This is a genomic window from Zoogloea sp. JDB1 (assembly GCF_056724025.1).
This window is the reverse complement of the sequence record NZ_CM161496.1, coordinates 4,241,547-4,262,464: the sequence shown is the minus strand read 5'-3', so window position 1 is coordinate 4,262,464 and position 20,918 is coordinate 4,241,547. Positions and strand designations below refer to the sequence as shown.

20 protein-coding genes, 1 pseudogene and 1 riboswitch are annotated in these 20,918 nt (G+C 58.7%); of the genes and pseudogenes, 1 reads left to right on the top strand and 20 read right to left on the bottom strand.

Annotation, left to right across the window (positions count from 1 at the left end):
- Nucleotide 1 precedes the first annotated feature (1 nt).
- The gene (locus AC1PPK_RS19195) at nt 2-1,210 is read left to right on the top strand and encodes an ATP-binding protein (RefSeq protein WP_481114620.1); all 1,209 of its coding nucleotides are present in this window, start codon (nt 2-4) and stop codon (nt 1,208-1,210) included.
- On the opposite strand, the gene AC1PPK_RS19190 is transcribed toward AC1PPK_RS19195, so the two are convergent.
- The 20 genes and pseudogenes from AC1PPK_RS19190 to AC1PPK_RS19095 all read right to left on the bottom strand — a co-directional run bounded on the left by AC1PPK_RS19190 (nt 1,192) and on the right by AC1PPK_RS19095 (nt 20,905).
- Nucleotides 1,192-2,148 (bottom strand): cation diffusion facilitator family transporter, encoded by a 957-nt coding sequence (locus AC1PPK_RS19190; RefSeq protein ID WP_481114619.1) that lies wholly within the window; start codon nt 2,146-2,148, stop codon nt 1,192-1,194. The two genes, AC1PPK_RS19195 and AC1PPK_RS19190, sit on opposite strands and share 19 nt — an antisense overlap.
- A 33-nt stretch (nt 2,149-2,181) precedes the next feature.
- Entirely contained in the window at nt 2,182-3,333 is a 1,152-nt protein-coding gene (gene hxsC, locus AC1PPK_RS19185) for a His-Xaa-Ser system radical SAM maturase HxsC (RefSeq protein WP_481114618.1), read from the bottom strand.
- Nucleotides 3,327-4,787, bottom strand: coding sequence for a His-Xaa-Ser system radical SAM maturase HxsB (hxsB, locus tag AC1PPK_RS19180; protein WP_481114617.1), 1,461 nt, complete (start codon nt 4,785-4,787; stop codon nt 3,327-3,329). Before hxsB ends, hxsC begins: the two co-directional genes overlap by 7 nt.
- Complete coding sequence (gene hxsD, locus AC1PPK_RS19175; protein ID WP_481114616.1) at nt 4,784-5,074, bottom strand: His-Xaa-Ser system protein HxsD; 291 nt, start codon at nt 5,072-5,074, stop codon at nt 4,784-4,786. The genes hxsB and hxsD overlap by 4 nt, the downstream gene beginning before the upstream one ends.
- Before the next feature lie 65 nt (nt 5,075-5,139).
- On the bottom strand, nt 5,140-5,430 hold the full coding sequence (gene hxsA2 / locus AC1PPK_RS19170) for a His-Xaa-Ser repeat protein HxsA2 (protein WP_481114615.1): 291 nt from the start codon (nt 5,428-5,430) through the stop codon (nt 5,140-5,142).
- Between the two features lie 99 nt (nt 5,431-5,529).
- Nucleotides 5,530-6,282: a DNA/RNA non-specific endonuclease gene (locus tag AC1PPK_RS19165; RefSeq protein ID WP_481114614.1), complete on the bottom strand. Its 753-nt coding sequence runs from the start codon at nt 6,280-6,282 to the stop codon at nt 5,530-5,532.
- Between the two features lie 265 nt (nt 6,283-6,547).
- Complete coding sequence (locus AC1PPK_RS19160; protein ID WP_481114613.1) at nt 6,548-7,375, bottom strand: tetratricopeptide repeat protein; 828 nt, start codon at nt 7,373-7,375, stop codon at nt 6,548-6,550.
- Nucleotides 7,372-8,124, bottom strand: a complete 753-nt coding sequence (locus AC1PPK_RS19155; protein WP_481114612.1) for a tetratricopeptide repeat protein — start codon at nt 8,122-8,124, stop codon at nt 7,372-7,374. The genes AC1PPK_RS19160 and AC1PPK_RS19155 overlap by 4 nt, the downstream gene beginning before the upstream one ends.
- A gap of 81 nt (nt 8,125-8,205) precedes the next feature.
- A complete protein-coding gene (locus tag AC1PPK_RS19150) occupies nt 8,206-11,214 on the bottom strand; it encodes a tubulin-like doman-containing protein (protein WP_481114611.1) in 3,009 nt (1,002 codons plus the stop codon).
- A gap of 67 nt (nt 11,215-11,281) precedes the next feature.
- On the bottom strand, nt 11,282-12,163 hold the full coding sequence (locus tag AC1PPK_RS19145; protein WP_481114610.1) for a DUF4384 domain-containing protein: 882 nt from the start codon (nt 12,161-12,163) through the stop codon (nt 11,282-11,284).
- Between the two features lie 60 nt (nt 12,164-12,223).
- Nucleotides 12,224-13,582 (bottom strand): caspase family protein, encoded by a 1,359-nt coding sequence (locus AC1PPK_RS19140; protein WP_481114609.1) that lies wholly within the window; start codon nt 13,580-13,582, stop codon nt 12,224-12,226.
- 71 nt (nt 13,583-13,653) lie between these two features.
- A complete protein-coding gene (locus AC1PPK_RS19135) occupies nt 13,654-14,334 on the bottom strand; it encodes a hypothetical protein (RefSeq protein WP_481114608.1) in 681 nt (226 codons plus the stop codon).
- A 338-nt stretch (nt 14,335-14,672) separates the two neighbouring features.
- Nucleotides 14,673-14,754, bottom strand: a riboswitch (cyclic di-GMP riboswitch).
- Between the two features lie 264 nt (nt 14,755-15,018).
- A pseudogene (locus AC1PPK_RS19130) lies at nt 15,019-15,141 on the bottom strand (transposase domain-containing protein); the annotation flags it as partial.
- Between the two features lie 276 nt (nt 15,142-15,417).
- Nucleotides 15,418-15,657: a hypothetical protein gene (locus AC1PPK_RS19125; protein WP_481114607.1), complete on the bottom strand. Its 240-nt coding sequence runs from the start codon at nt 15,655-15,657 to the stop codon at nt 15,418-15,420.
- Nucleotides 15,654-15,995, bottom strand: coding sequence for a hypothetical protein (locus AC1PPK_RS19120; protein ID WP_481114606.1), 342 nt, complete (start codon nt 15,993-15,995; stop codon nt 15,654-15,656). Before AC1PPK_RS19120 ends, AC1PPK_RS19125 begins: the two co-directional genes overlap by 4 nt.
- An 8-nt stretch (nt 15,996-16,003) precedes the next feature.
- Nucleotides 16,004-16,900 (bottom strand): HpcH/HpaI aldolase/citrate lyase family protein, encoded by an 897-nt coding sequence (locus AC1PPK_RS19115; RefSeq protein ID WP_481114605.1) that lies wholly within the window; start codon nt 16,898-16,900, stop codon nt 16,004-16,006.
- A complete protein-coding gene (locus AC1PPK_RS19110) occupies nt 16,893-17,981 on the bottom strand; it encodes a cysteine protease StiP family protein (RefSeq protein WP_481114604.1) in 1,089 nt (362 codons plus the stop codon). Before AC1PPK_RS19110 ends, AC1PPK_RS19115 begins: the two co-directional genes overlap by 8 nt.
- Nucleotides 17,978-18,751, bottom strand: coding sequence for a hypothetical protein (locus tag AC1PPK_RS19105; protein ID WP_481114603.1), 774 nt, complete (start codon nt 18,749-18,751; stop codon nt 17,978-17,980). Before AC1PPK_RS19105 ends, AC1PPK_RS19110 begins: the two co-directional genes overlap by 4 nt.
- Nucleotides 18,720-19,889: a phosphoribosyltransferase domain-containing protein gene (locus AC1PPK_RS19100; protein ID WP_481114602.1), complete on the bottom strand. Its 1,170-nt coding sequence runs from the start codon at nt 19,887-19,889 to the stop codon at nt 18,720-18,722. Before AC1PPK_RS19100 ends, AC1PPK_RS19105 begins: the two co-directional genes overlap by 32 nt.
- Entirely contained in the window at nt 19,886-20,905 is a 1,020-nt protein-coding gene (locus tag AC1PPK_RS19095) for an ATP-grasp domain-containing protein (RefSeq protein WP_481114601.1), read from the bottom strand. The genes AC1PPK_RS19100 and AC1PPK_RS19095 overlap by 4 nt, the downstream gene beginning before the upstream one ends.
- Between the last annotated feature and the right edge of the window lie 13 nt (nt 20,906-20,918).

Sequence of the window (20,918 nt, the reverse complement as noted above, 5' to 3'; positions counted from 1 at the left end):
GATGGCGCGTACCGCTGCAGACCTGTGCCACACGGTCCTCTTCATTGATTCGGCGACCCGCAACGTTGAAGTTTTCGAGATCTTCGAAGCTCATCCGCACATTCAGTGCCTCCCTGTCCTCGCTGATGGGATGCTGATCGGGCTGATCAATCGGCAGAGCTTCATGGTGCAGATTGCCGGCCGCTTCCACTGGGAGGTCTATGGCAAGAAACGCTGTACCAAGGTCATGGACGATGCCCCGATGGTTATCGATGCCGCGGCCCCGATCCAGGAGATTGCCGACCGACTGGTCGGCGAAAAGCCGGGGGTGCAGCCGGAGAGTTTCGTTGTTGTCTGTGAGGGCGAATTGCAGGGCGTGGGATTCACCAGCGACGTGCTGGCTGCCTTGAGCCAGCATGAACGCCGCGCCGCCGCCGAATTGCGACAACATCGCGACCGGCTGTTCACGATGGTCGAGGAGCGCACCCGCGACTTGCGATTGGCCAAGCAGGAGGCCGAGCGCGCCAACCGGGCCAAGAGCGATTTCCTGATGCGGATGTCCCACGAGTTGCGCACGCCGCTGCACGCCATCATGGCCTTTGCCCAGTTGGGCTTCCAGCGGCATTCCGATGCCGATCGGCACAAGCTCGGCAGCTATTTCGCTCGCATCCATGAAAGTACGGTCAAGCTTTCCCAGCTCGTGGATGATTTGCTGAACCTGTCGCGCCTCGATACAGGGCGCATCGTGCTCGATATCGGGCATGCAGATCTCGGCGATTTGATCGCCACGGTCCGTGACTCTTTTGCTGATACGGCGAACCACCGCAATATCGTGGTCCGTCTGGACCGACCAGATGTCCCGCTGCCGCTTCGCGCCGATGCCCAGCGCATCGGTCAGGTGCTCGCAAATATCTTGGGGAATGCCCTCAAGTTCTCGCCGCTGAACTCGGAAATTGTGCTCAGTCTGGTTATCGAGCACAGAGAAACCACGGAGCAGCCCGAGAGTTATCGGCTCGATGTCGTCGATCAGGGGCCGGGAATTCCCGACGATGAACTGGAGAGCATTTTCGAAAGCTTTAACCTGTCGAGCCGGACGCAGACCGGCGCTGGCGGAACCGGTCTCGGGCTATCCATTTCCCGCGAGATAATGAACCTCCACGGGGGGCACATCACGGTCCGCAATCTGCCTGCGGGCGGTACGTGCTTCTCGCTTCATTTCCCCACAGGTTGAGGCGGCGTCGCAGTCGAGTGCTGTGGTGACGTCGCGTAACAGAGCGTAGAGCTCGAAATGACAGGGTCAACGTGAACAAGTAGGTATAACACCGGGTGTTTGGCCATCACGTTGATACGAGCTTGCTTGGCAATATCATGCCCTTCTGTAACGGTGAGGTTCCCGTTGATTTCCAGATGGACGTCGGCCAGGATCATGTCGCCCGTCTTGCGTGTTCTCAGTTCATGGAACCCCAGAACGCCGGGGGCGGCCAGAAGCTCCGTTGAGATCGCGGCAATTTGCTCTTCGTCGGCGGCCCGGTCCGTAAGGTCATGCAAGGCATCCCACATGAAGCTCCATCCCATCTTGCTGACCATGCATCCGACTACCAGGGCGGCGATCGGATCAAGCAGCGCAAAACCCAGCAGATTGCCGGCGATGCCGATCCCCACCACCAGGGATGAGGCTGCGTCGGAGCGGGCGTGCCAGGCGTTGGCGACTAGCATGCTTGAACGCACGCGCTTGGCAACGCTCAGCATGTAACGGAACAGCAGCTCCTTGGCGATCAGTGCGGCGAGTGCCACCCAAAGCGCAAGCAGATGCACGGTGGGAATAGACTCGGGCGTCTGCAGTTTATGTACCGCCGACAGCACCATCCCGACGCCGACCGCGAGTAGCAGGCCGCCCAGAACCAGGGAGGCGGCATTCTCGTAACGCTGATGTCCGTAGTGGTGATCCGCGTCAGGCTCCTTCTTGCTGTGGTGCACTGCCAGCAGAACGACGAAGTCAGCAATCAGATCGGACAGGGAGTGCACGCCGTCGGCAATCAGGCCTTGAGAGCCGGAGAGGAGGCCGGCAAGCACCTGTACGATCGTCAGCGCAATATTGACGATTACGCTGATCCAGGCGCCCGGTAACGGTGGCTGTGGCGGAAATCCGTCTGGGGCTGCAGCAATCACGCCCGTAGCCCAATTGTTCAACAAGGTCGGCCGCTATCCAAAAGGTGTTAAGAATTTACTGTAGCCGTGCTGGACTCCCGACGAGAACAATCCGCCGCATTCATTCTTTCGTATGCACGGCGCGCATTCAGGTGCAAACTCATTCTTCCAATCAGATATCGATTTGACGTAGTAAGGCTCAACATTCTCGGCCACTAGGCAGAGCGGTTGGTTGTATACCGATACCGGGATACCGTAGCTATGCAGGATCCCCACCGCGTCACGGAGTTGATCCCGGTAGTCAATCGGATCGATCCAAAGGGCATCGATGTTTGCGCGGGTGAAGCCCGTCATTTCGAGCCCCATTAGGGCTACGTGGTCGACAAAGAGCAAGTTCCGAGCGATGAACTCGGCCAGCCGCGGGAGGCCCGCGTAGGTTTGCTTATGGAGGACGACCCGGAGTTCAACTTTCTGCTCGTAGCGTTTGAGGTTCAGGATGCCCCGAATTGTCTCATCGTAAGCACCACGCGCCTGCACAACGTAGTCATGGAGGGCCGGATCGTCTGAGTACACGGGGACACCGATCATTAGGTCCGGATGCTCGACCGCCGCATAGGCCCGAGCAAAAGCACCGTCGGCGAATTTGCGCCCGTTCGAGAGCACATGCAGTGAGGCCTGGGGTAACCAGTTCTTGATGTGACGCAGCAGACTAATGAACCCATCACCGAAGAGAGTCGGCTCACCACCTGTGATGCCCAGGGATGTGGTTTCCTTGGGCATCAGACGAACAGCCTCCAGTGCCTCGTCGAGAAGCCACCGATCATCGATGCGCTTGGGCGGCTGGGAACACATCAGACAATAGTTGTTGCACTGCTCAGTCAGCAGCAAGCTGTTGTGTTTCGACGAGGCCCGGAACAGAGAGCGGAGTCGCCCGTTTCCCAGCGCGATAACGTCTCCATCGTCGAGATAGTCGAACTCCGGCCCAAGCACCGTGCAATCCGCCCCACCCGGCAACTCTGAAGGCGGCTCGCCGTATGTCAGATAGTGCTGAAAACCTTCCGGCAACGGGGCTGCAGTCGTCTGGAGAAACGCTTTTCTACCCCTGAGTGGCGGGGGGAGGTTTGGGTTGGTGCTGAGGCTCAAAACCCGCTGAGTGGTGGCAGGCTGTTGCCTGAGTTCAATCACTTTGCCGGCGAGCGTCAGCATCGGCTTACCCACTTCATGAAGATGGCCTTGGCGTCCTTGTCGGAGCGCATCTTGTCCAGAAGGTATCGGATTACGCCCATCGTGCGCTTACAGAATTCTGATTCTGGCTTTCGGCCGAGAGCGTCGCCGAACATTGCGTGGTGGAAGACTGGATCTGCCCCGCACCACGGCTCGAAGGCACAATCTGAGCACATAGGCGCGGATAGCGTGAAGGAGTCCTCTAGGGCGGTCAGAAGCCCATCAGCCGTGAAAATCTCCTCGTAAGTGTTTTGGTGAACATTACCGATCCGGAATGTGGAGTCACCCATCTCGTGGAGCATCCGACTCTCATCCGAAGCGTAGACATCTCCGTCGTAGTTGAAGACGACTGCGGCGATTCCGGCGCCAGAGGGGTTCATCAGGTCTACGAAACCAGGGTCGTTCGCGGTCAGCATCTTCGTCAGAAGGATGACCGAATACTGCTCGACGAAGGGCGTTCCCCTCCTGTTGAGCTCCAGAATGTACTCCATCCCCTCGCGGTAGAACTCCAGCCAACGATCGGCGTTGTAGGCTTGGTAGGTGCGAGTTTTGACGGCAAAACCGTAGGGCGAGAGGTGCCGGAGGAATATGCCGTCAAAGTCATGCCTTAAGTACTCGTCGATGATGTCCTTCACACGGTTCATGCTGGCTGGCGACGTAGTCATTAGGGCCGATACCGAGTCGTAACCCACGATGTCCCGTGCGCGGCGCAGGCCTGAGACAAACTTGGCGTAGCTGTCGCGACCGGGCCGAGGACGATTCTTGTTGTGGAGATCCTCAGGGCCGTCCAGTGACGATGAAAGGTAGATCTTGTGGTCCCGGCAGTAACTTAGAATTTCATCCGTCGCGAGAGAAAGAGTCGTCGCGATGACGAATTGTAGACTACGGTTTTCCGCGCGGTTTCGTTCTTCGGCAGTCTCGACCACATGACGGATCAGGTCGAAATTGAGGAGTGGTTCGCCCCCTTGAAATTCGATCTTGATCGCTGGATTGGGGGATCTGAAAACCAACTCAAGCGCTTGGTTAGCGGTTTCGACCGACATGTCAAAGGCCGCTTTGTCCTGCGACTGCCGGGAGACCTGGCAATACTGGCAACTGTGATCGCATCGGAGCGTCACGACGAAAAGGTGCAAGTTGGTGAAGTTGCGCAAATGCTCGTAACGCGTACGAGTTTTGATTGCGAGAAGTTCAAGGCTCGCTACATCTTCAGGTTCGCGGATGAACTGGCGGGACCGAAGCTCACCATAGGTTGGACTTGAAGGAGGGAGTTGATGCTTGACAAGTAGATTGAGTTGATCACGGTCGATAAACAAGAACTCTCCGACAGCGTTGGTGATGACGGCCTCCTGTTCATTAATCCACTCGAAGCGGAACGGGAGTAGTTCATAACGACCAGGATCGGGAAGAAAGTACTGAAGTGGTTCAAACCTGCTCATGCCTGAAGTCCAGACCGTGAGAACGCAAGCGCCAGGATCAGGTTTCGCACGGGCTCGGTTTCAGCCTTAATCTGCGCACGCAGTTGTTGGTCCAGAAGCTCGCGCTTGAAGTCGTCTACGACGGCCTGGAGGTCCTGATGCCGGCCCTCAATTTGATTGATCTCGCACACAATCTGGTCACCATCCTTCGAGATCAGGATCGTCAGCCGATCAATGAAGCGGTAGGCCGCCTTCTGGACAGCTTCAATGGAATAGACGGTTTCGTTTAATGCTAGACGTAGAGCCACGGAAGGGAAGTCCAAAAAAAAACGGCCCGCAGACCGGCTTCAGCGGTTCGGCCTACCCGTTGGAGTTAGTAACGGCTGGAGTAGTGCGAACTGTGGGAGGCGTGAGAAGCGTGTGATGAGTGCGAATGATGGTAGGCCATCATCTGACCGGTCACAGCGGAACGTTTCATCACAAAGTTGAAGACATCACCAGCATCGGTGCGGACCGCGATTGTTTCGGAACCTTGAGCACTGGCCGATGATGCGGTATCGAGGCTCTTGCTCGGTTCAAGCGGAGTGTTTGGGATGGCGGCTGAGGCGGACTGGGCTGCAAAGCCTGCCGCGACGGCAGCGAACGACTTCAGGAATTTTTTCATAATTTTCTTCCTTTTGGGGAGTATCCCCGAATGCTATGAACGGAATTGCCTTGAGTCAATTAGACGAAAGATATACAGGCATGCCTTCGACATATTTTCCTAGCCTTTAGGTTGAGCCCCGGGTAGTAATTCGATTCCGGTGCGTTTCACAAGCTCCTCATACGAAATCGGCTTACTGCCGCGAGCATCGTCCCGATTCTCGATCCAGTAAGCCCAAGCGCGATTGGCCTGCGGGTCATACACAAGTTTATAGAGATGTGCCGGGACCCAGACTTGCCCAGGACCGATCTTTTGGGGCTGCTGATCGAAAGCAGGCCCTGTGAACACGTAAACTGGCCCGCCGGCCCGCATGACGTACTGGCGAGTTGCCTTCTCGACCGCTTTAGCCCAAACCCCTCGGTTGTTTTCTGGTGCTTGCGGGATCATGTTCGCGAGCGAGAATGATTGAGCCATCGCTTGGGCTGTGGGCATGTCACCGGCGGGAGCCATGTGGCCACGGTCGTAGCCGGACCCCTTGTAGTCTTCCAGGGTCGCTCGTTCGGTGGAGCGGAGGCGAGCGTCAGCAAAGAACCTGTTGGTCCGAACCTCATCTTTTGCGTCCTGAAGTTGATCTGCTGTGAGTTTTTCTACGGAGTAGATGGGCGTTTTGCTCACCCCAGAGTGCAGTACAGCAAAGGCATCGAAGCAAAGTTCACGAGCGATCAGTCGGTCGGCGTTGGGAACCTTGGGAATTGCCCCAGGAAAGAATTGAGGACACGCTTTGAAGCCTGGGTCATTTGACGCTGAGAAGGTGGGAGATACCAGGATGGATAGAGCCGCAGCAACTAGGAGTGTATTGAAGCGAGTATGCATTTTATCTATGACGGGTAAGGCAAGGGGCCGCGGTGCAAGCGGGGAATGCGTTGCAGGATGGGATTCGCCAGCAACGTACGATAGTGCGGCATGCATGGCGTGACGAGTAGCAGTGACCGCCTATCTTCGGCACATTGATCGGTGACGGTTGAGGGGCTGCACTGTTTTCTGAATGGGCGCGCTTCTATGCTGAAATGGAGACCTTTTCGGTCGAGTTAGTTTTTGATTGTGCGAAATGGATCTTTGACAAGGAAGGGGCTGTCATTCAGCGATAGCGCGTGAGTAGTGCCATATAGCGGGGGTCGTTACCGAGGGGGGCCAGGTCTGGAGATGCATCCAGTAATTGAAATCCCCGAAATCCGTGTAAGAAGGCGTCTCGCAGGCTGCGTACGGAACTGTCCGGGTCGCCGTGGCGCATGTGCAAAATGGCAAAGTTGTAATCCACCATCGGATCATTGCCGTACTGTTTGCGGGCCTGGATCAGCAAAGCCTCAGCCTCGCTCAGCTTGTCCGCTGCCAGCTTGCGCTCGGCCTCACGGATCAAATCCACCGAACTTGCCGATTGATCTGCTGGGGGGGATTGAATCGGCTGGGAGACTATGGGCTGCGAACTGGAAAATCCGCTGGGTTGGTTCGTCGATAGGCTGACGGGAGCGTTCGGGGCTGCTGGCGGGATAATGACCGCCGGTTTTTCTATTGGAGTGTCAGGAGCTGCGAGGGCCGGCCCGACAGCTGCGACACGTTGGTAATAGATTTTGCCGACTAGCGGCATGTCAAAGGATATCCGGTTGGTGTTCTCGAAGCGGAAGGACAGGCCTAAGCCCAGGGGGGCCTCAAGAGTGACGGTATCACCGCTGGGGTTGATCGATGAGATGGGGATGGTGATATCTCCATCCATTGATCGTAGTTCATTGCGATTCACCACGAATTCCGGCCCCATCGGCACACTGATGCCCTGTAGTTGAACACGTTCGGCACGCCAATGACCCAGGATGCGCTCGCTGTCGGATTCAGCGCTGCATGCTCCCAGAAGAATGGCTATGAAAATGCTCAGGGCGAAGCGTGGGATGAGTCCGGAAATGCGATGGGTCATTTGGATTGTGCGCGGTATTGAGCGACAAGCGCAGTGAATCGGGGGTCTTTGCGTAGGCCGTCTAGATCGGGATCCTGATCCATCTGGTCGAAATGGCTGAAGCCGGCCATGAAACTGGCTTCAAATTCCTTCAATGCATCATCAGGGCGATGTTGCTTGAGGCGCAACACCGCTAGGTTGTAAGAAACCAGCGGCTGCTTGGGGTCACGTTCGCGGGCCGCGACGAGATCCTTCTCGGCATCCTCAAGCTTGCCTTGGGTCATCTTGGCGATGGCCAGCTTGAGCATTTCATTGGACGCGGCCTTATTGCTGGCTTGTTCTGCGCTGGCGGCGTCGCCGGAAGTGAGTTTGTCCTGGCTTTCCTGACGCAGGGCCTTGGTTTCGGCTTCGGAGGGCGCGATACCCGGCGTCACGGCCGAATTTGTTGTCGCTGCGACGGCACTGGGGACCGGGTTTGCGACAGGGGGCTGCACCGAGGCCTCCTGAGTGGGAGATGCTACTTCTGGCGTCTTGTTATGACCCGTCGTGAAGTAATATCCGCCGCCAGCCAGCGCAGCCACGGCGGCGACTGCTGCGACGATTAGTGGCGGTTTGATTCCGCCGCCACCGCCACCGTTGGGTGCCTCAACGATTTGCAGCGGGGTGCCGCAGGCCGGGCATTTCAGATCTTCGCCAGGGGCGCGTTCGAAGATTTCGAGCGAGTTAGCCTTGTCGCAGTCACCAAGGCTTATACATTTATATTTCGGCATATTGGTTCTCTTTGGTATGACAGTATCGAATTCATGCGTGGCTCGACCGATGCTATTGGGCGTCGGTCGAGAGCTGCTGTGTTAGTCGCTTTCGGCCGGCGCGCCAACGATTTCGAGGAGAGGGGTCTGCATTGCACTGAGGGCCAGGAATGCCGGATCCTGGTCGTCTTCACCCGCATCGGTGAAGCAGGTGAGCACCATCTGCCGATAGGCATCGCGCAATTCGATCTTTTTGTCGATGTGCTTGTATTCTGCGTCGATGCGTTTCCCGACTTCCTTTTCGATGGCTGTCTGGATTTCAGCGGGGTGATCGCCCTCAAGTACGTCATGCCATGTCTTGCCCTGCAGCACCTGGACCTTTGGGAGGCCGTTGGCGATATGGGTGAATACCCATTCCATCAGGCCACTGGTCTTGTTTTGACGTTCCTTCACCATGCCAAGCAGGTGGGCGATGAGGACATAGGGCTTGCGCTTGGCCTGGGCCTTGAGTTCGGAAGCTGAGCGGGCAAAGAGAGGAGGTAGTTTCTTGCCATCGCCCTCGCCGTGGAGCAGTACGGCTTCCTTGGAGTCGCCGAGGAGACCGTCGTAGTGACGCTTGAGCTCACCCAAGGACTCGACGAAGCGCGCCGGCATCAGAGAGGCAATCTTCATGATCACGATCTGATTGGATAGCTTGCCGACCGTCACCTTGGTGTCGGAGGCAGGATCCTTTTGCTCCTCGAACAGCGTGGACAAGGTACTGCGGAAGTCCTTCTGGTTCTCGCACTCGGGTAGGAATACGCCGATGGTCTGGGTGCGGCCTTGGCTACCCCCCGCGTTATTGGCAACGATGCGATCTACCTCGGTCTTGTTGAATACCAGCATGGCACCGGCTTCCTCGTAGAGTCCGGAGACGAATTCCTTGAGGCCGCTGGGGTTGGCGTCGTATTTTTTTTGCAGCCGCTCAACAATGTTTACGTGCAGGACCGGAGGGAGGGTCTTGGCGATCTCGGCGTGGGCCATCTCGACGATGCGGGCCGATTCTTGGGATAGGGTCGAGATCACGCTGCCCAGCGAAACGCCCTGCAAGAGTTGATCGAAACCGTCTACATCGGTGCCAGCCAACTCGATGAGGGACTGGCGGACCCGCTGGGTACGCGCAGCCTGGGCAGCCTCGTCGACAATCAGGGCCTTCATGACGTTGCCGATGGCACTCTGGTCGAAGATGCGTTTCTGATAGACGGAGTCCGCGTTTCCAAGGCGTGCAGCCCGTTCCTGATTCACCTTTTCGGTAGCTGCGGCCAAGTGCTGGTGCAGGCCGTCGATAGTGCCGCGCAGTCCGGTCAGCTGTTCCTTGACGAAGGGAATCAGGCTGCATGCGAACTTCAGGCCTTGATGGGTGGTGTTCAGCGTGTACAGATCCTGCAGCAGGCTGCTGATGTCCGAAAAAAGGGCGCCGCGTTTGTCGGTGAGGTGTTTGCCAAGGAATCCGACCTTATTGAACTGGGCCGACATCTCGGCGATGCGCTGCTGGATAGCGGCCAACTCCGTGGGGTTTTTTGCGACACGTTCAGACAGCAGCTCCAGCCGTTCATTGAGCATTGCAATCAAGCCGTCGGTGAATTGACGCAGTTGGATCAGCGAGGCGTTACCGGCCTTCCAGCGGGCAAACAGATCTTTTTCGATGTGGCGGCCAATGTGACGAGCCATCTCGAGGCGCGCGTTGCCCTTGACCTCGTAGAACTTACGCACGCCACCCATGGTGCGATAGGTGTCGTCGAAGACCTTGGCAAGCCGGCTATTCAGCACGTGGATCCAGTTGGTCTCCTCGACCGTCTTGTCGGCCTTGATGTCGGGCACCTGCGAGCTGACGATCTGCTTCCAGTATTCGCGAGGAGGCTTCCACGACGCGTTCTTGGCGTCGTCTTCAAGAATGCCGGTCTCTAGAGTCAGGTGGGCGTCGGTGAGAAGCAGGGATTGCTGGGTGTCGGGCTTGCGGGCCTCGAAACCCCAATCCTTTTCCACCGCTTCGTCGGCATAGCCTTCACCCTGCCGGAAGTTGTTGTACATCAGTTGGCGGGTGGCCTGTTCGGCAAAGCCGTAGGCGAGGAACTCCTTGATTTCCTGTTCGGGGACCACCACCCGCTTGATGCCGAAGGACAGGAAGAGCTTGGCCCGGGCTTTGCCGATATCTTCTTCGCTCTCGAAGTTCTTGATATCGTTCTCGCCCTTTTCCGCGCGCCCGAGGCCTTCCCATTCCTTGTTCATCGTCTTCTGGAAGATGAACTCACCGACGATCCGCGGCACTTCCGATTCCACTTCAAACGGTACGTTGTGCTCGTTGATGTTGTTGATTAGGTAGCAGCCGTTGAAATAGATCTCATGTTCGAGGCGCGAGCCGTCGAGCAGATGGGTCGGTTTGTATTTGCCGACCGCAAGCGCGTTGAGTTCCGACAGTGCGGCGTAACCATTCGCGTAGTAAGGGGAGAAACCGGCCACATCCTTGACGCGCTTGGAGTTCTTCTCGGGCAACATCGCGTAGATGAGGATGTTGTAGCGGTTTGCATCCGGGCACTTGTGGCGAATCTGGGCGACGGCATCCACGACAGAGCCGCTGCCAGTACCACCGGCCAGCCCGCACACGATGTGGATTACTGCGCCGGTGGTTCCGCTACCCGCCTCGAGTACGGAAAGGCGGTCCTCAAAGGTCTTCACGAAGCTGGCTGCGTTTTGGGCGAACACCAATCGACCGAGCTTGCGTCGCTGGGCAGCCCCTGCAGTGGTTGCCATGAAAACATCGAATACGCTGCGCGGCTCGATCCAGTCTTTCAAGCCGGGAAAGGAGTCCGGGTCGTCGAGTACCGGGCGGACACCGCTGGCCTTGTTGATGATGTATTGGCTGCGGGCCAGATCGATTTCCTTGCCGAGAACCTTCCATTCGTCCTTCTTTTGGAGTTCGTCTTCGGACGTGTCGATGTAAAGGAATTCGAAGCGTGCTTCCGATGGGCTCTTGCCCTGGGCATCCCTGCTGCGCTCAATGGTCTTGCGCAGATGGCGGATGACTTTACCCCCGGTGCCACCAAGGCCGACGATCAGGTGGTTGTTGCTCATGGGTTTCTTTCCTGTGGAATCAAGGCGGTGAGTGGGGCCCGCAGAGTCGGACCCGTACCCGGTCTGCTTATTGGTGAACCAGCTTGATCTTCAAGTACAGGCTGGTGTCGGGGGCCGTGGCTTTTTTGACGACATACGATGCCGTCTGCGTGCCGCCAGCACCGCCGCTTGTATCGTCGTCGGTGAAGGCAATGCCCTTGGAGGCATAGGAGTCACCCTTTGAAGCGTTGTCGGTGCAAGCGCTAGCATCGGTGAAATTGATGCCCTTGGATGCATAGTCGCGGCCGTCTGAGGGCTGTGGGCTCTTGTCTGGCGTGGCAGGCTGTGCGCAGCTTGCCCCCGCGATGAGCGGAGCCGCATCGGGAAGGCGGGTGACGACGTCCGGACGCATCTTCTTGATGCGCTCGGGCATTCCGGCCTGAATTTGGGTCTTGGAAACATGAACCAGCAGTTGTTCGATGCCGGGTTCCCGATCGAACTCGAACGCGCCCTGAGCGGGTAGAAAGACCACGCCCATGGCATTCACGAAGTTGTCGTGGCCAGGTTGGGGATAGATTTGCTTGACGTTGCCGCTGGGGTCTTCGTTGAAGATGGCAACATAAGAGGGGCGATTGACCTTGACCCCAAGCTGGAAGCGTTCCCCACTCTTGAACTTATGGCTGGACAGCACGTCACGGGTCGTGCCATCCGGATTTTTCAGGCGGATGAAGTAGCTAGCGCCAATATTCTGCGGCGTGGTCGGTTTCTTGTAGGCCACGTTCGTGGTGGTTTTCTTGGCGCTGTCCTGAGTGTTGGCAAGCGACGCCTTGTCCTTGTTTTTCGAGTCAGTGGACACGGCAACGACGGAGTCGTCTTCGCCGAAAAAGAGGGATTTGGCGCTATAGCTCTCCTGAGCGCAGGCGCTGCCGGCCAGCAACATCAGGAACAGGGCACGATGGGAAGATCGCATGGTGCTGGACTCTCCGAAAAAAGAAAGGTTATTGGTCCGCTGGCTCGCAAAGTCGAGCACTTAGTCATAGATGCTGCTGACATCCCCTACCGGAAGGGGGGGGTTGAGACGTGGCAGTTGCTGGATCGGTACGGGACCGTTCCATTTGGGCGGTGGCGGAATCCGGGCCACTTTTTCATAGGTGAACTGCCTGGCCGCGCTGAAGGCGGGTTCCAGATGACCGCCGTACTGTTCCAGGTAATCGAAGAAGGCCTGGGTGAAGAAGGAGCCGTGGAGCTTCTTGCCCGGTGTGACCGGGCTGTCGAAGCTGCCGCCCGCCGACGGGCCCCAGGACTCCTGGCCATCGCTGGTGGCGGTGATGATGGTGTAACGGTTGATGTCATACGCCTGGCCTGTCGAGGCCGGCTTGCGTTCCGGGGTCTTCGGCGACGGAGAGGCGCCGTCGTTGGCCAGGAAAATGCCTTTCGAGCTGTAGGCTTCGCCGCTCCAAGCGGCTATGGAAATGCCGGCGCGTTCGGGAAAACCGTTGTTGGTCTTCAGGATGTAGGCCCGGGATTCGTTCGGGATGTCCTTCAGGATATCGCCGCTGTAGCAGGTATCGATAATGACGCGGGTTTGCCGCGTCGGCAGCTGGGCCAGTTCCTGCACTTTCGTGTCTGGCACCGAGGTGTCGTGCACCTTGAGCCTGTAAGCCGTCTCGTTGTTGCCGGAAAAGTTAGGGTCTCCGCTGTCGTAGGCAACGATGGACATCTTGCGGGCGTCTTTTATCCGCCCCGATGGGATCGGTTGGTCGCCGTGGCTGGAAACGTAGATCAGCAGGCTGTCGTTAGGCGAGAGTTGTTGCTTGAGGCGCTCGATGGCGGTTTCGATATTGGCCTTGGTCGCCTGCGGGCCGAAGAGTGCGGTGGTCTGGTAGCCCGCTCTTTCGGCTTCGGTCTTTACGCGTCGTGCATCGTCTTCGCCCAGGATTTCCCGCAACTGTTTGTCGCGAAAGGTGTTGATGCCGACGATGAAGGCACGTTTGACGCCCTTGGCGCTGGCATTGCGGTTGTTCTTGGCGAACTGGGCCAGCGCACGGCGCGCATCGGCTTCCCAGCGCTTCTCCTGGATGTTTTCCGGATAGAACGGCGAGGTGGACTTCAGCCCGACGATCGACTGCACGATCACGAAGGCGCGATCCACTTCGTCTTCGTCCCGATAGTTGCCGGTCAGGCGAATGCGCCCGACGTTGTCCCGAACAACCTGGGCGTTTGGCAAGCCGTTCTTCTTAAATTCGCCACGAATCCGTTCGACGAAGCTTTCGGGAACGCTATAGCCCTGGTAGGCGTTTTCAAATCCGGCAAGCTGGTTGGCCGCACAGGCACTCAGCAGCAGCGGGGCCAGCAAAATCAGGATGCGATGGAATGACTTGAAGGGCATGTTGAGCGTCGGGCGGGTTGGATGCAGGCGTGGGCAGCCGGCGTGGCTGCCCGCGGCGCCTCGGCGTGGCCTTACTTGACGGTCACGGTTTCCTTGAGGGTGGAGGCGGGTTTGCCGCCCGCGCTCACGCTGAATTCGAAGCGGTACTGGGTTCCCGCCTTGGCATCCGAAGGAATCGGCAGGTGGGCCGTGTCTTTGTGCTCGCCGGGTTCGACGGTGCGTTCTTCCGATCCCTTGCCGGTAAAGGTCAGCGGTGTTTCCTGGCCATCAACGATGGCGAACAGTTTGCGCTCCAGGGTGACGGGGGTTTCCGCGCCGTTGGGTGTCAGCACGATGAAGGTGCTGGCGATATCCAGGGTCGTGCCGGCCTGCACGCTGGTGGGCATTTCCAGCTTGGTGGCCTGTGCCTTGATGCCTTCGCTGGACTTGTACTTGGTGTCCTTCTTGACCTGGGCGTAGGACTTGGTCCGTTCAATCTTGGATTCGGGGATCCAGCTGGGATTCTTCTTGTAGCACGTGTCGATGGCCGTGAAGTATGCCGTCGCAAAACCGGCGGCTCCTCCGACGACTGCACCGATGGCGGCGTTCTTGAGAGCATCCTTCTTGTTCTTGGAAAAGAGGGCCGTTCCCAGACCAGCGGCTGCACCGAGACCTGCGCCCTTGGCGGTCAGTGCGATCTGCTCTTGTTTTACACAGGCATCCAGGTCGTTGTTGGCCGATTCCTGGGCATGCGCTACTGACGACAAAAGCATCAGCGTTGCGATCGTGGGAACAGCAATCTTCCGGGTGAGGTTCGCGTTAAGAGTTTGCATGACGTTTGTTTTCCAATTGTTCTGAACGACTGTCGTTGGTTGATGAGAATGCGTTGTTCCAATTAATGGACGAAAAGAAAACGCGATGCGGTGCGTTAAAAGGTAGGGCACACGTGCGTGATCGATTCATTTCGGTCAGCGGAATTCAGGCTGGTCGAAATGATAGAAATGAAAGTATTAAGAGGTGTGCCGTTGTCTTTCTTTTCCATATTGATCTACGAAACCGTAATGTTTCTCAAAGGAAAAGCGCAACCAACTATGACGATCTGAGAGAACTGGGGGGCAACCCGGCTGCCCTGAGGAAAATCAGGGCCCGTGGCTTTGCGTCCTACAGTTGCCTGCAGTTTGCCTTTGAACAAAAAAAGCATATCACATAAAACGTGAAATACGTATGAATGTATTGATTCTGCGAGTTGATTCCCCATTTTTTATATTGCGAATCTTTTTGGGATTTGGTAGAAAAATTTGTATATGAAAAAATACTTCTAGATTTGTTGAGTAATTCATTTTTTTGTTGTGGTGACGGTTCAGGTCAAGGGCTTGTGCCGAGAATTTCTCGGTGGTTGGCTTGTTGTAAGCCCCAGGTTATCCCCTCTTGCCCGAGCTTCAGACTGAATCGGGCTTTCACCGATGCGGCAGCGACGCCACGATCCGGCTCTGCGGCTGCGTTGGTAGGCGGGTGAGGACATCCTTCAGATAGGCAAAGGGCTCATGCCCATGCAGACGCGCCGACTGGATCAGGCTCACGCGCTCCGACGGCGAGGGCTGCGTGGACGAATGCCTTGGGTCCAGTTCGGGCGACTGGTCGAGCGCTACCTCCCGCAGGCACGGGGGCTCCATCCGTACCCGCATCAACGCTTTGCATCATGACTCAAGGCAGGAGCCGTATGCGGTAGTGCCGCATGTACGGATCTGTGCGGGGGACGTGGAGTAATCTCCGTCACTACCGCGACCTCCAAGGTGGCAAATAGTTGTGGAGAATCCTCTGCGGGCAACCAGCCTTCATCACAAACGAAAACCATTTCAGTGCTGCACAGACAGTACCCGCTTGAGCACTGCTTGCATGCGTCGCAGCACCGCTTCCGGGCAAGGGACGCGGGTCTTGGCGTTTTCCCCAGCCAGGTAGGTTTGCAGGGTTCTCTTGGCGAGCGGACGGGCCTGCCGGGCGTTGAAACGGTGGAGCACTTCGATGATCGTCAGCCCGCTCGCCTTAACGAGGCCAACCAGTTCCCGGTTGTGGTGATAGGGGTCCATCTCGGTCATTGCTGGGCGAGCATCGTGATCAGGTTACAGGAGCACCAGCTATCTCTAGTCACGAAAATCTGCGGCTTGGCCGAGGCCGTGTCACGCATGATCCCGATGCCATTAGAGAACTGAGCGAAGATCACGATTTTGGTGAAAGGGACGCGGAAAGACTTGGCTCTGCTGGCGAAGTACAGGTTCTTGTCGGTGGCGAAGCGTGCAATGTCCAACCTAGACGTGACGCATTGGAGCGCCCCCTGGATGACGCACTGTTCGGCCCGCTGGTGCTGCTCTTCGCACTCCTGATGCTGGCTCCGAAGCATCCCGGCCGGGCGACCGCAATAGCTGCAATTTCCCATGGTTCTTCCTATGCGGCGTTGGCCCGACCGAAGCGCTCGGCTGCGTGGATGATGGAGCGCGCCCAGGGCCGGTGCGTTGCCGGTTCGCACATTGATTGATGAAGCTTGAAGACGCCGGGGGCGGCCGGATCGAGGATGCGTAGTGCAGCGTCGAGGTCGCGTTCATCAACCTTGTAGCAGTCCTCGATGAGATGCACTTGTGTGGGGTGGATCGCCGTCTTGCCGATGAGGCCGTGGTTGAGGTCCTGCGCGATCTCGCGCTTGAGCGTCGCCACATCATCGATGTGCTCGAACACCGGAGCGGTCAGGGCGAAGCCTGAGGGGATGAAGATGGTCGCCAGCCGCGAGATTACCTGTCCGATGGGGGTGTCATAGATGGTTCGTCCACGCGGCCGGCGCATGCGCAGTAGGGCCAGCAGGTCGTTGCCGCCGATACGCAGGGCCGCAATGCGCGAGCGCACGTCTTCGCGCTCCAGCACTTGCAGAAGGGCATGCATGTCCTGATCGCTGAAAGCTTCGCGGGTCTCGATAGTCGGCATCAGCGCGAGCGAGCGCCCGCTGGGCGTATCGAGCGCCCCAAGGTAGCGTTCCAGACTCTCCGCGTGGATCTTAGGCAGGACCAGTCCCGCCGTCCGTTCGATGCCCGGCAGGGCCAAGACGTTAGCCGTAAGTTCAGAGTTGCGGACCCGCACGAACACCGCCCGTCTGCCGTTGTCCGAGAGCAATGGTAGGGCTGCGGCGAGGTTGTCGAGGGCGCCGGGAAGGTCGTGTTCTGCTACCGCGTCCTCAGTGCAGAAGATGACTGTCCTCACCTCACGCAGCCTGTCGCCGGCGGCAATTGCCTTGAGTTCGGGGTGGGTCGCGGGCACGTAGAGTGCTGCGCCGAGTTGGGTCGCTTCAAGCATCGAGAGCTCTCCTGATGATGGACAAGGCTTTGAGGGGGAGCCCCGGCCGAACGTGGATAGGCACGCTCTTCTCTTTGGCAAGGGCCACCAGATGCGCAACGTCCTCGGCCCGCGCGTCGCGCACCACCAGAAGCTTGGGGTGGCGGCGCAGCAGTACTCGCGTCGCTTCGCCAATGCCGGGCTTGATGAGGTTGCGGTCGGTGATCCCATAGCGCTTCATCTCGTTGCGCAGAAATGCCTCGGCCTGTGCCGTGTGGCGGGGCTTACGCGTTACGCTCGGGAGCTTTAGGTCGGCATCTTTTAGGGTCCGGGCGATGCCCACGATTTCATCCACGAACCACGTCGAGAGGTCGTGGTCTTTGAATTCATCGAAATACACACAGCCGTGAAAGTCCCTCGGCCCGATCTGCTCGTTGAGGATCGAGCGGGAGACGAGGCCCGAGATCGTGGCGTTGAGGATGGACGAGGGGATCAGGTAGTCCGCAGCAGTGGCCGCACAGTGTGCCTTGCCGGCGAGATCCGATAGCACGTAGAGGTCCGGCTTGATCCGTGTGTTGTGCGAGGCGTTGTAGGCGTCCACCGCCTTGATCAACTCTTCCGTGATGACGCCCTTACCGGTCCAGCCGTCGATGAACACGATGGACTCGGGGCGTGCGCCACGCGCAATGATGGCGTCGAGAGCGTTGGCGTCGATGCCGCGGTCACGGATGATTGAGACTGAGTAGTGGCGAACGTCCTTTCCGGTCAGGTTGCGCAACAGGTGCGTGAGGATGGTCCCCACGGGGGTGCCGGCGCGGGCGAGGGAAACGATGGTCGGGTGCTCGGTTGTGCGCAGGAGGATCAGCTTGGCGAGCACCATGCAGTCATGGGCCATCCGCTCCCGGTTCTGCTCATGGGCGCGGTAGAAGAGTGCCCGGTATTGTTTGGAAGGGAGCTTCTCGGGCGTGAGCATCTCGCTATAGTGGCGTTGCCCCGATTGGATCAGCTTTTCCTTCTCGAACAGGTCATGAACCAGTTGGACCGAGATCGGCTTCAACAGGAACTCCACATCGGAGGGGCGGTAGCTTCCGTGGAACATCATCGTGCACCTCCAAGGCGTTGGCGGGCGATCTGGCTCCCGTTCGGGGTGATGAGGTAGTCGCAGGCCTGCATAAAGGGGATATCCACCAGACTGTCCCCAGCGCCGAAAGTGACGACCAGGGGGTAGGCCTGCCGATAGCGCTCCTGCAAGCGGGCGACCGCTGGCCACTTGTCCAGCCACATCGGCAGCAAGGCCAGGTTGTTGCCGTTGTGATGGATGCGGATTTCTTCGAGCCCGTTTTTGCTCTGGGTGACGAGCCGATGCTGGCAATACTCGGCAAGGCTGTCGATGACTGCTAGATCGTGCGTGCGGGACTTGGCGACCACATAGAAGCCGATGCCGAAGTCTTCGATGACACGCACCGATACATCCAGGTTGCGGCGCTCGCATTCGCAGCGCAGCACCTCGGCCCAGCGCTTGAGGCTGGGCGCGGACTGGTCGGCCTGCCGGGCGCTCTTTTCCAGCCATGCTTCATCCGGCTTGCCCTGCGTATCGAGGATCACGCCGCCGTAGTTGATGATCGCCTCGGCGGGAAAGGGGAGATCGACCCGCGAGAACGCGTCGGCGTTTCGGGCGGTTACCGGGATCACGATCGCATCGCGCAGGAACCAGTCAAGGAAGGCTTGCTCTTTGGTGTTGGCGTAGCTGATCGCCGCACCGCCGCGCAGGAAGGCGAGGGGCTTGCACGATTCATAGGGTGTGCGCTTGCGGTGGCTCTGGAAAAGGGTGTCGTCCAGATCAGTGAATAGCAGCTTCAGCGGATCGCTCAATTCGACCTCCGGCATGAAAGGACAGCAGCGATGCGTTGAGCAGCGATGCAAGGGGGGGCAGGTGGTGGCTCGCCCCGGCTTCGTGGCAAAGGAAAACGTGGTCGTAGTCGCTGCGCGCAAAGTTGTAGAGGTAGTTGCGCACGCCCTCGCCGTAGTTGTCCTCGAAGCAAAGCGACTTTTCGATAGGCCCCCATTGCAAGATCGGGGAGCGGGTGGTGGCATGGCTGTTGACATTTGCGCCGGTGCACCTGGCTAGGGCGCGGGCCAGGAGGAAAGGGGCGTGCATGAATTCGCCCGTCCCGAGCACCAGAACGCGCTCGTCGGGGGCAATGGGGGCCGCGAGGGCGGCCACGTCCTCACCGCAAAGCTGGATCGGTTGGCGCGTGCCCATCCGACCAAAGCCTTGGTCGGCCAGCAGGGGCGCAACGTGCGCCTGAGCGTTGGCGATCGCCTGTCCGCCTACCGGGGCGGCAGACGCGGCGAAGGACCACTTGCCGCGCAGGATGGCGCCGATGGTGAGCGGAGTAGAGAACTGCGCCGGGATCTCGCTTCGTGCTTCACCGGAAAAGTCTGTGATGGTGCAAAGGTGGGTGTGCTGAAGGTAGGGCGCATGGCGGGCGCACGCTTTGGCGAGATTGGCAAAGGTTGCCCCGGTGCTGATCTCGTCATCGATCAGTACTAGGGAGCGGGCGGCGCGAAACGCTATCACCTCCTGCTCGCCGGCCGGGAGGTAGAACCACTGCCGGGGCGCATGGCTGTGCCGCTCATCAAACCCGACTGCTTCTCCACCGGCCACCCGGTAGCGGGTCGAATGCAGGTACAGCGCCGGGGTTCCGGGGTGTGCCCGCGTCCAGGCTTCGAACACCCCCTGACCAAGACAGGTGGCCGTTTCTGCCATCCCGATGAATACGACCGGGGCCGGCAGGGCGGGGATGGTTCGGGCAAGACGGTCATGGATGCACTCCATGATGTCGGGCGTGACCGGAAGGTGTTTGCCAAGCACATGAGAGAGGAAGAGGAAGGCCCGCTTGGGGTTGTCCCGGGCGGCAAATGTGAAGAGCGTATCGGGAGGTAAGGCGCTCTCTTCAATGCTCACGGTGATGCGCCCTGCAGGAAGCTGCGCACTCAGCTCGCTCATGCGATGGCCTCCGCGATGTTGGCTTCGGCTACACGTACGCCGGTATGCACGCGGGGGAACTTGATGCTGTCGTAGCCGTGGACGAAGCCGGCGAGGCCCAGCAAGGGCAGATTGATCCCGGACAGGCAGGCCATCCCGATGCCCCCGGACATGCGCGGATTGACCTCCAGCACGCGAAGCCCCCGCAGGCCCTCACGGAACTGGATGTTGATGAAGCCGTTGAGGTTGAACTGGCGCGCGATTTGGGAGCACGCCTGCTGAATGTCCTCGCGTGGATCGATCACCTGTCCAGTCTCTCCATGCAGCGGTTTGCGCCGGGCGACGGCGACCTTGAGTGTGCCTTGGTCGGCCAGACAGTCGACGCTGAACTCGTGCCCAGGAAGGTATTCCATCACCAGCAGCTCGGGTAGGTCCTCCCGCTGCGCGAGCATTGTCCGCAACGAAGCAAGGTCGATCTTATAGGCGTCTCCGCCGATGAACAGATCGAACGCCGAGCGGTCCTCGACGATCTTGCGAAAACCGATCCCATAGACCGATTGCGCGGGCTTGATGCATACGACGCCATCGCGTGCCTTCACCGCTGCATAGGCGGCGTCGAACTCGAGCAGATTGTGGACGGCGTGCCAGTCGGGGGCGGGCGCCGCCTCGGTGTGTACGTTCTGGTAGAACGCGGTCTTGTTGTGCAGCAGATGAAGGGTCGACGCCGATGCAGCACTCAGGACACGGGTGCCCACGGCCTCAAAGCGTTCATGGGCTTCGGCTATGGCGGTTGCCGACTTGCCCGGGACGAAGACGTCTACATCATGGGCCTGACAGAAATTGACGCACCACGCAATATAGCCGTTCTCGGAGAACTCGGACGGTTCAATCTCAAAGCGGTCGGCCTGTCGGCCCGCCGCCGCATGAATGTTGGTCGACGTGACCAGAAGTGAAAACTCGCGCCCTGCATCCGTCGAACGGATCATCCGCAGGGCGGCGTGTAGCGATGAAAAGGTCTTGTTGAACCACACGTTCATGCGACGGTCCTTT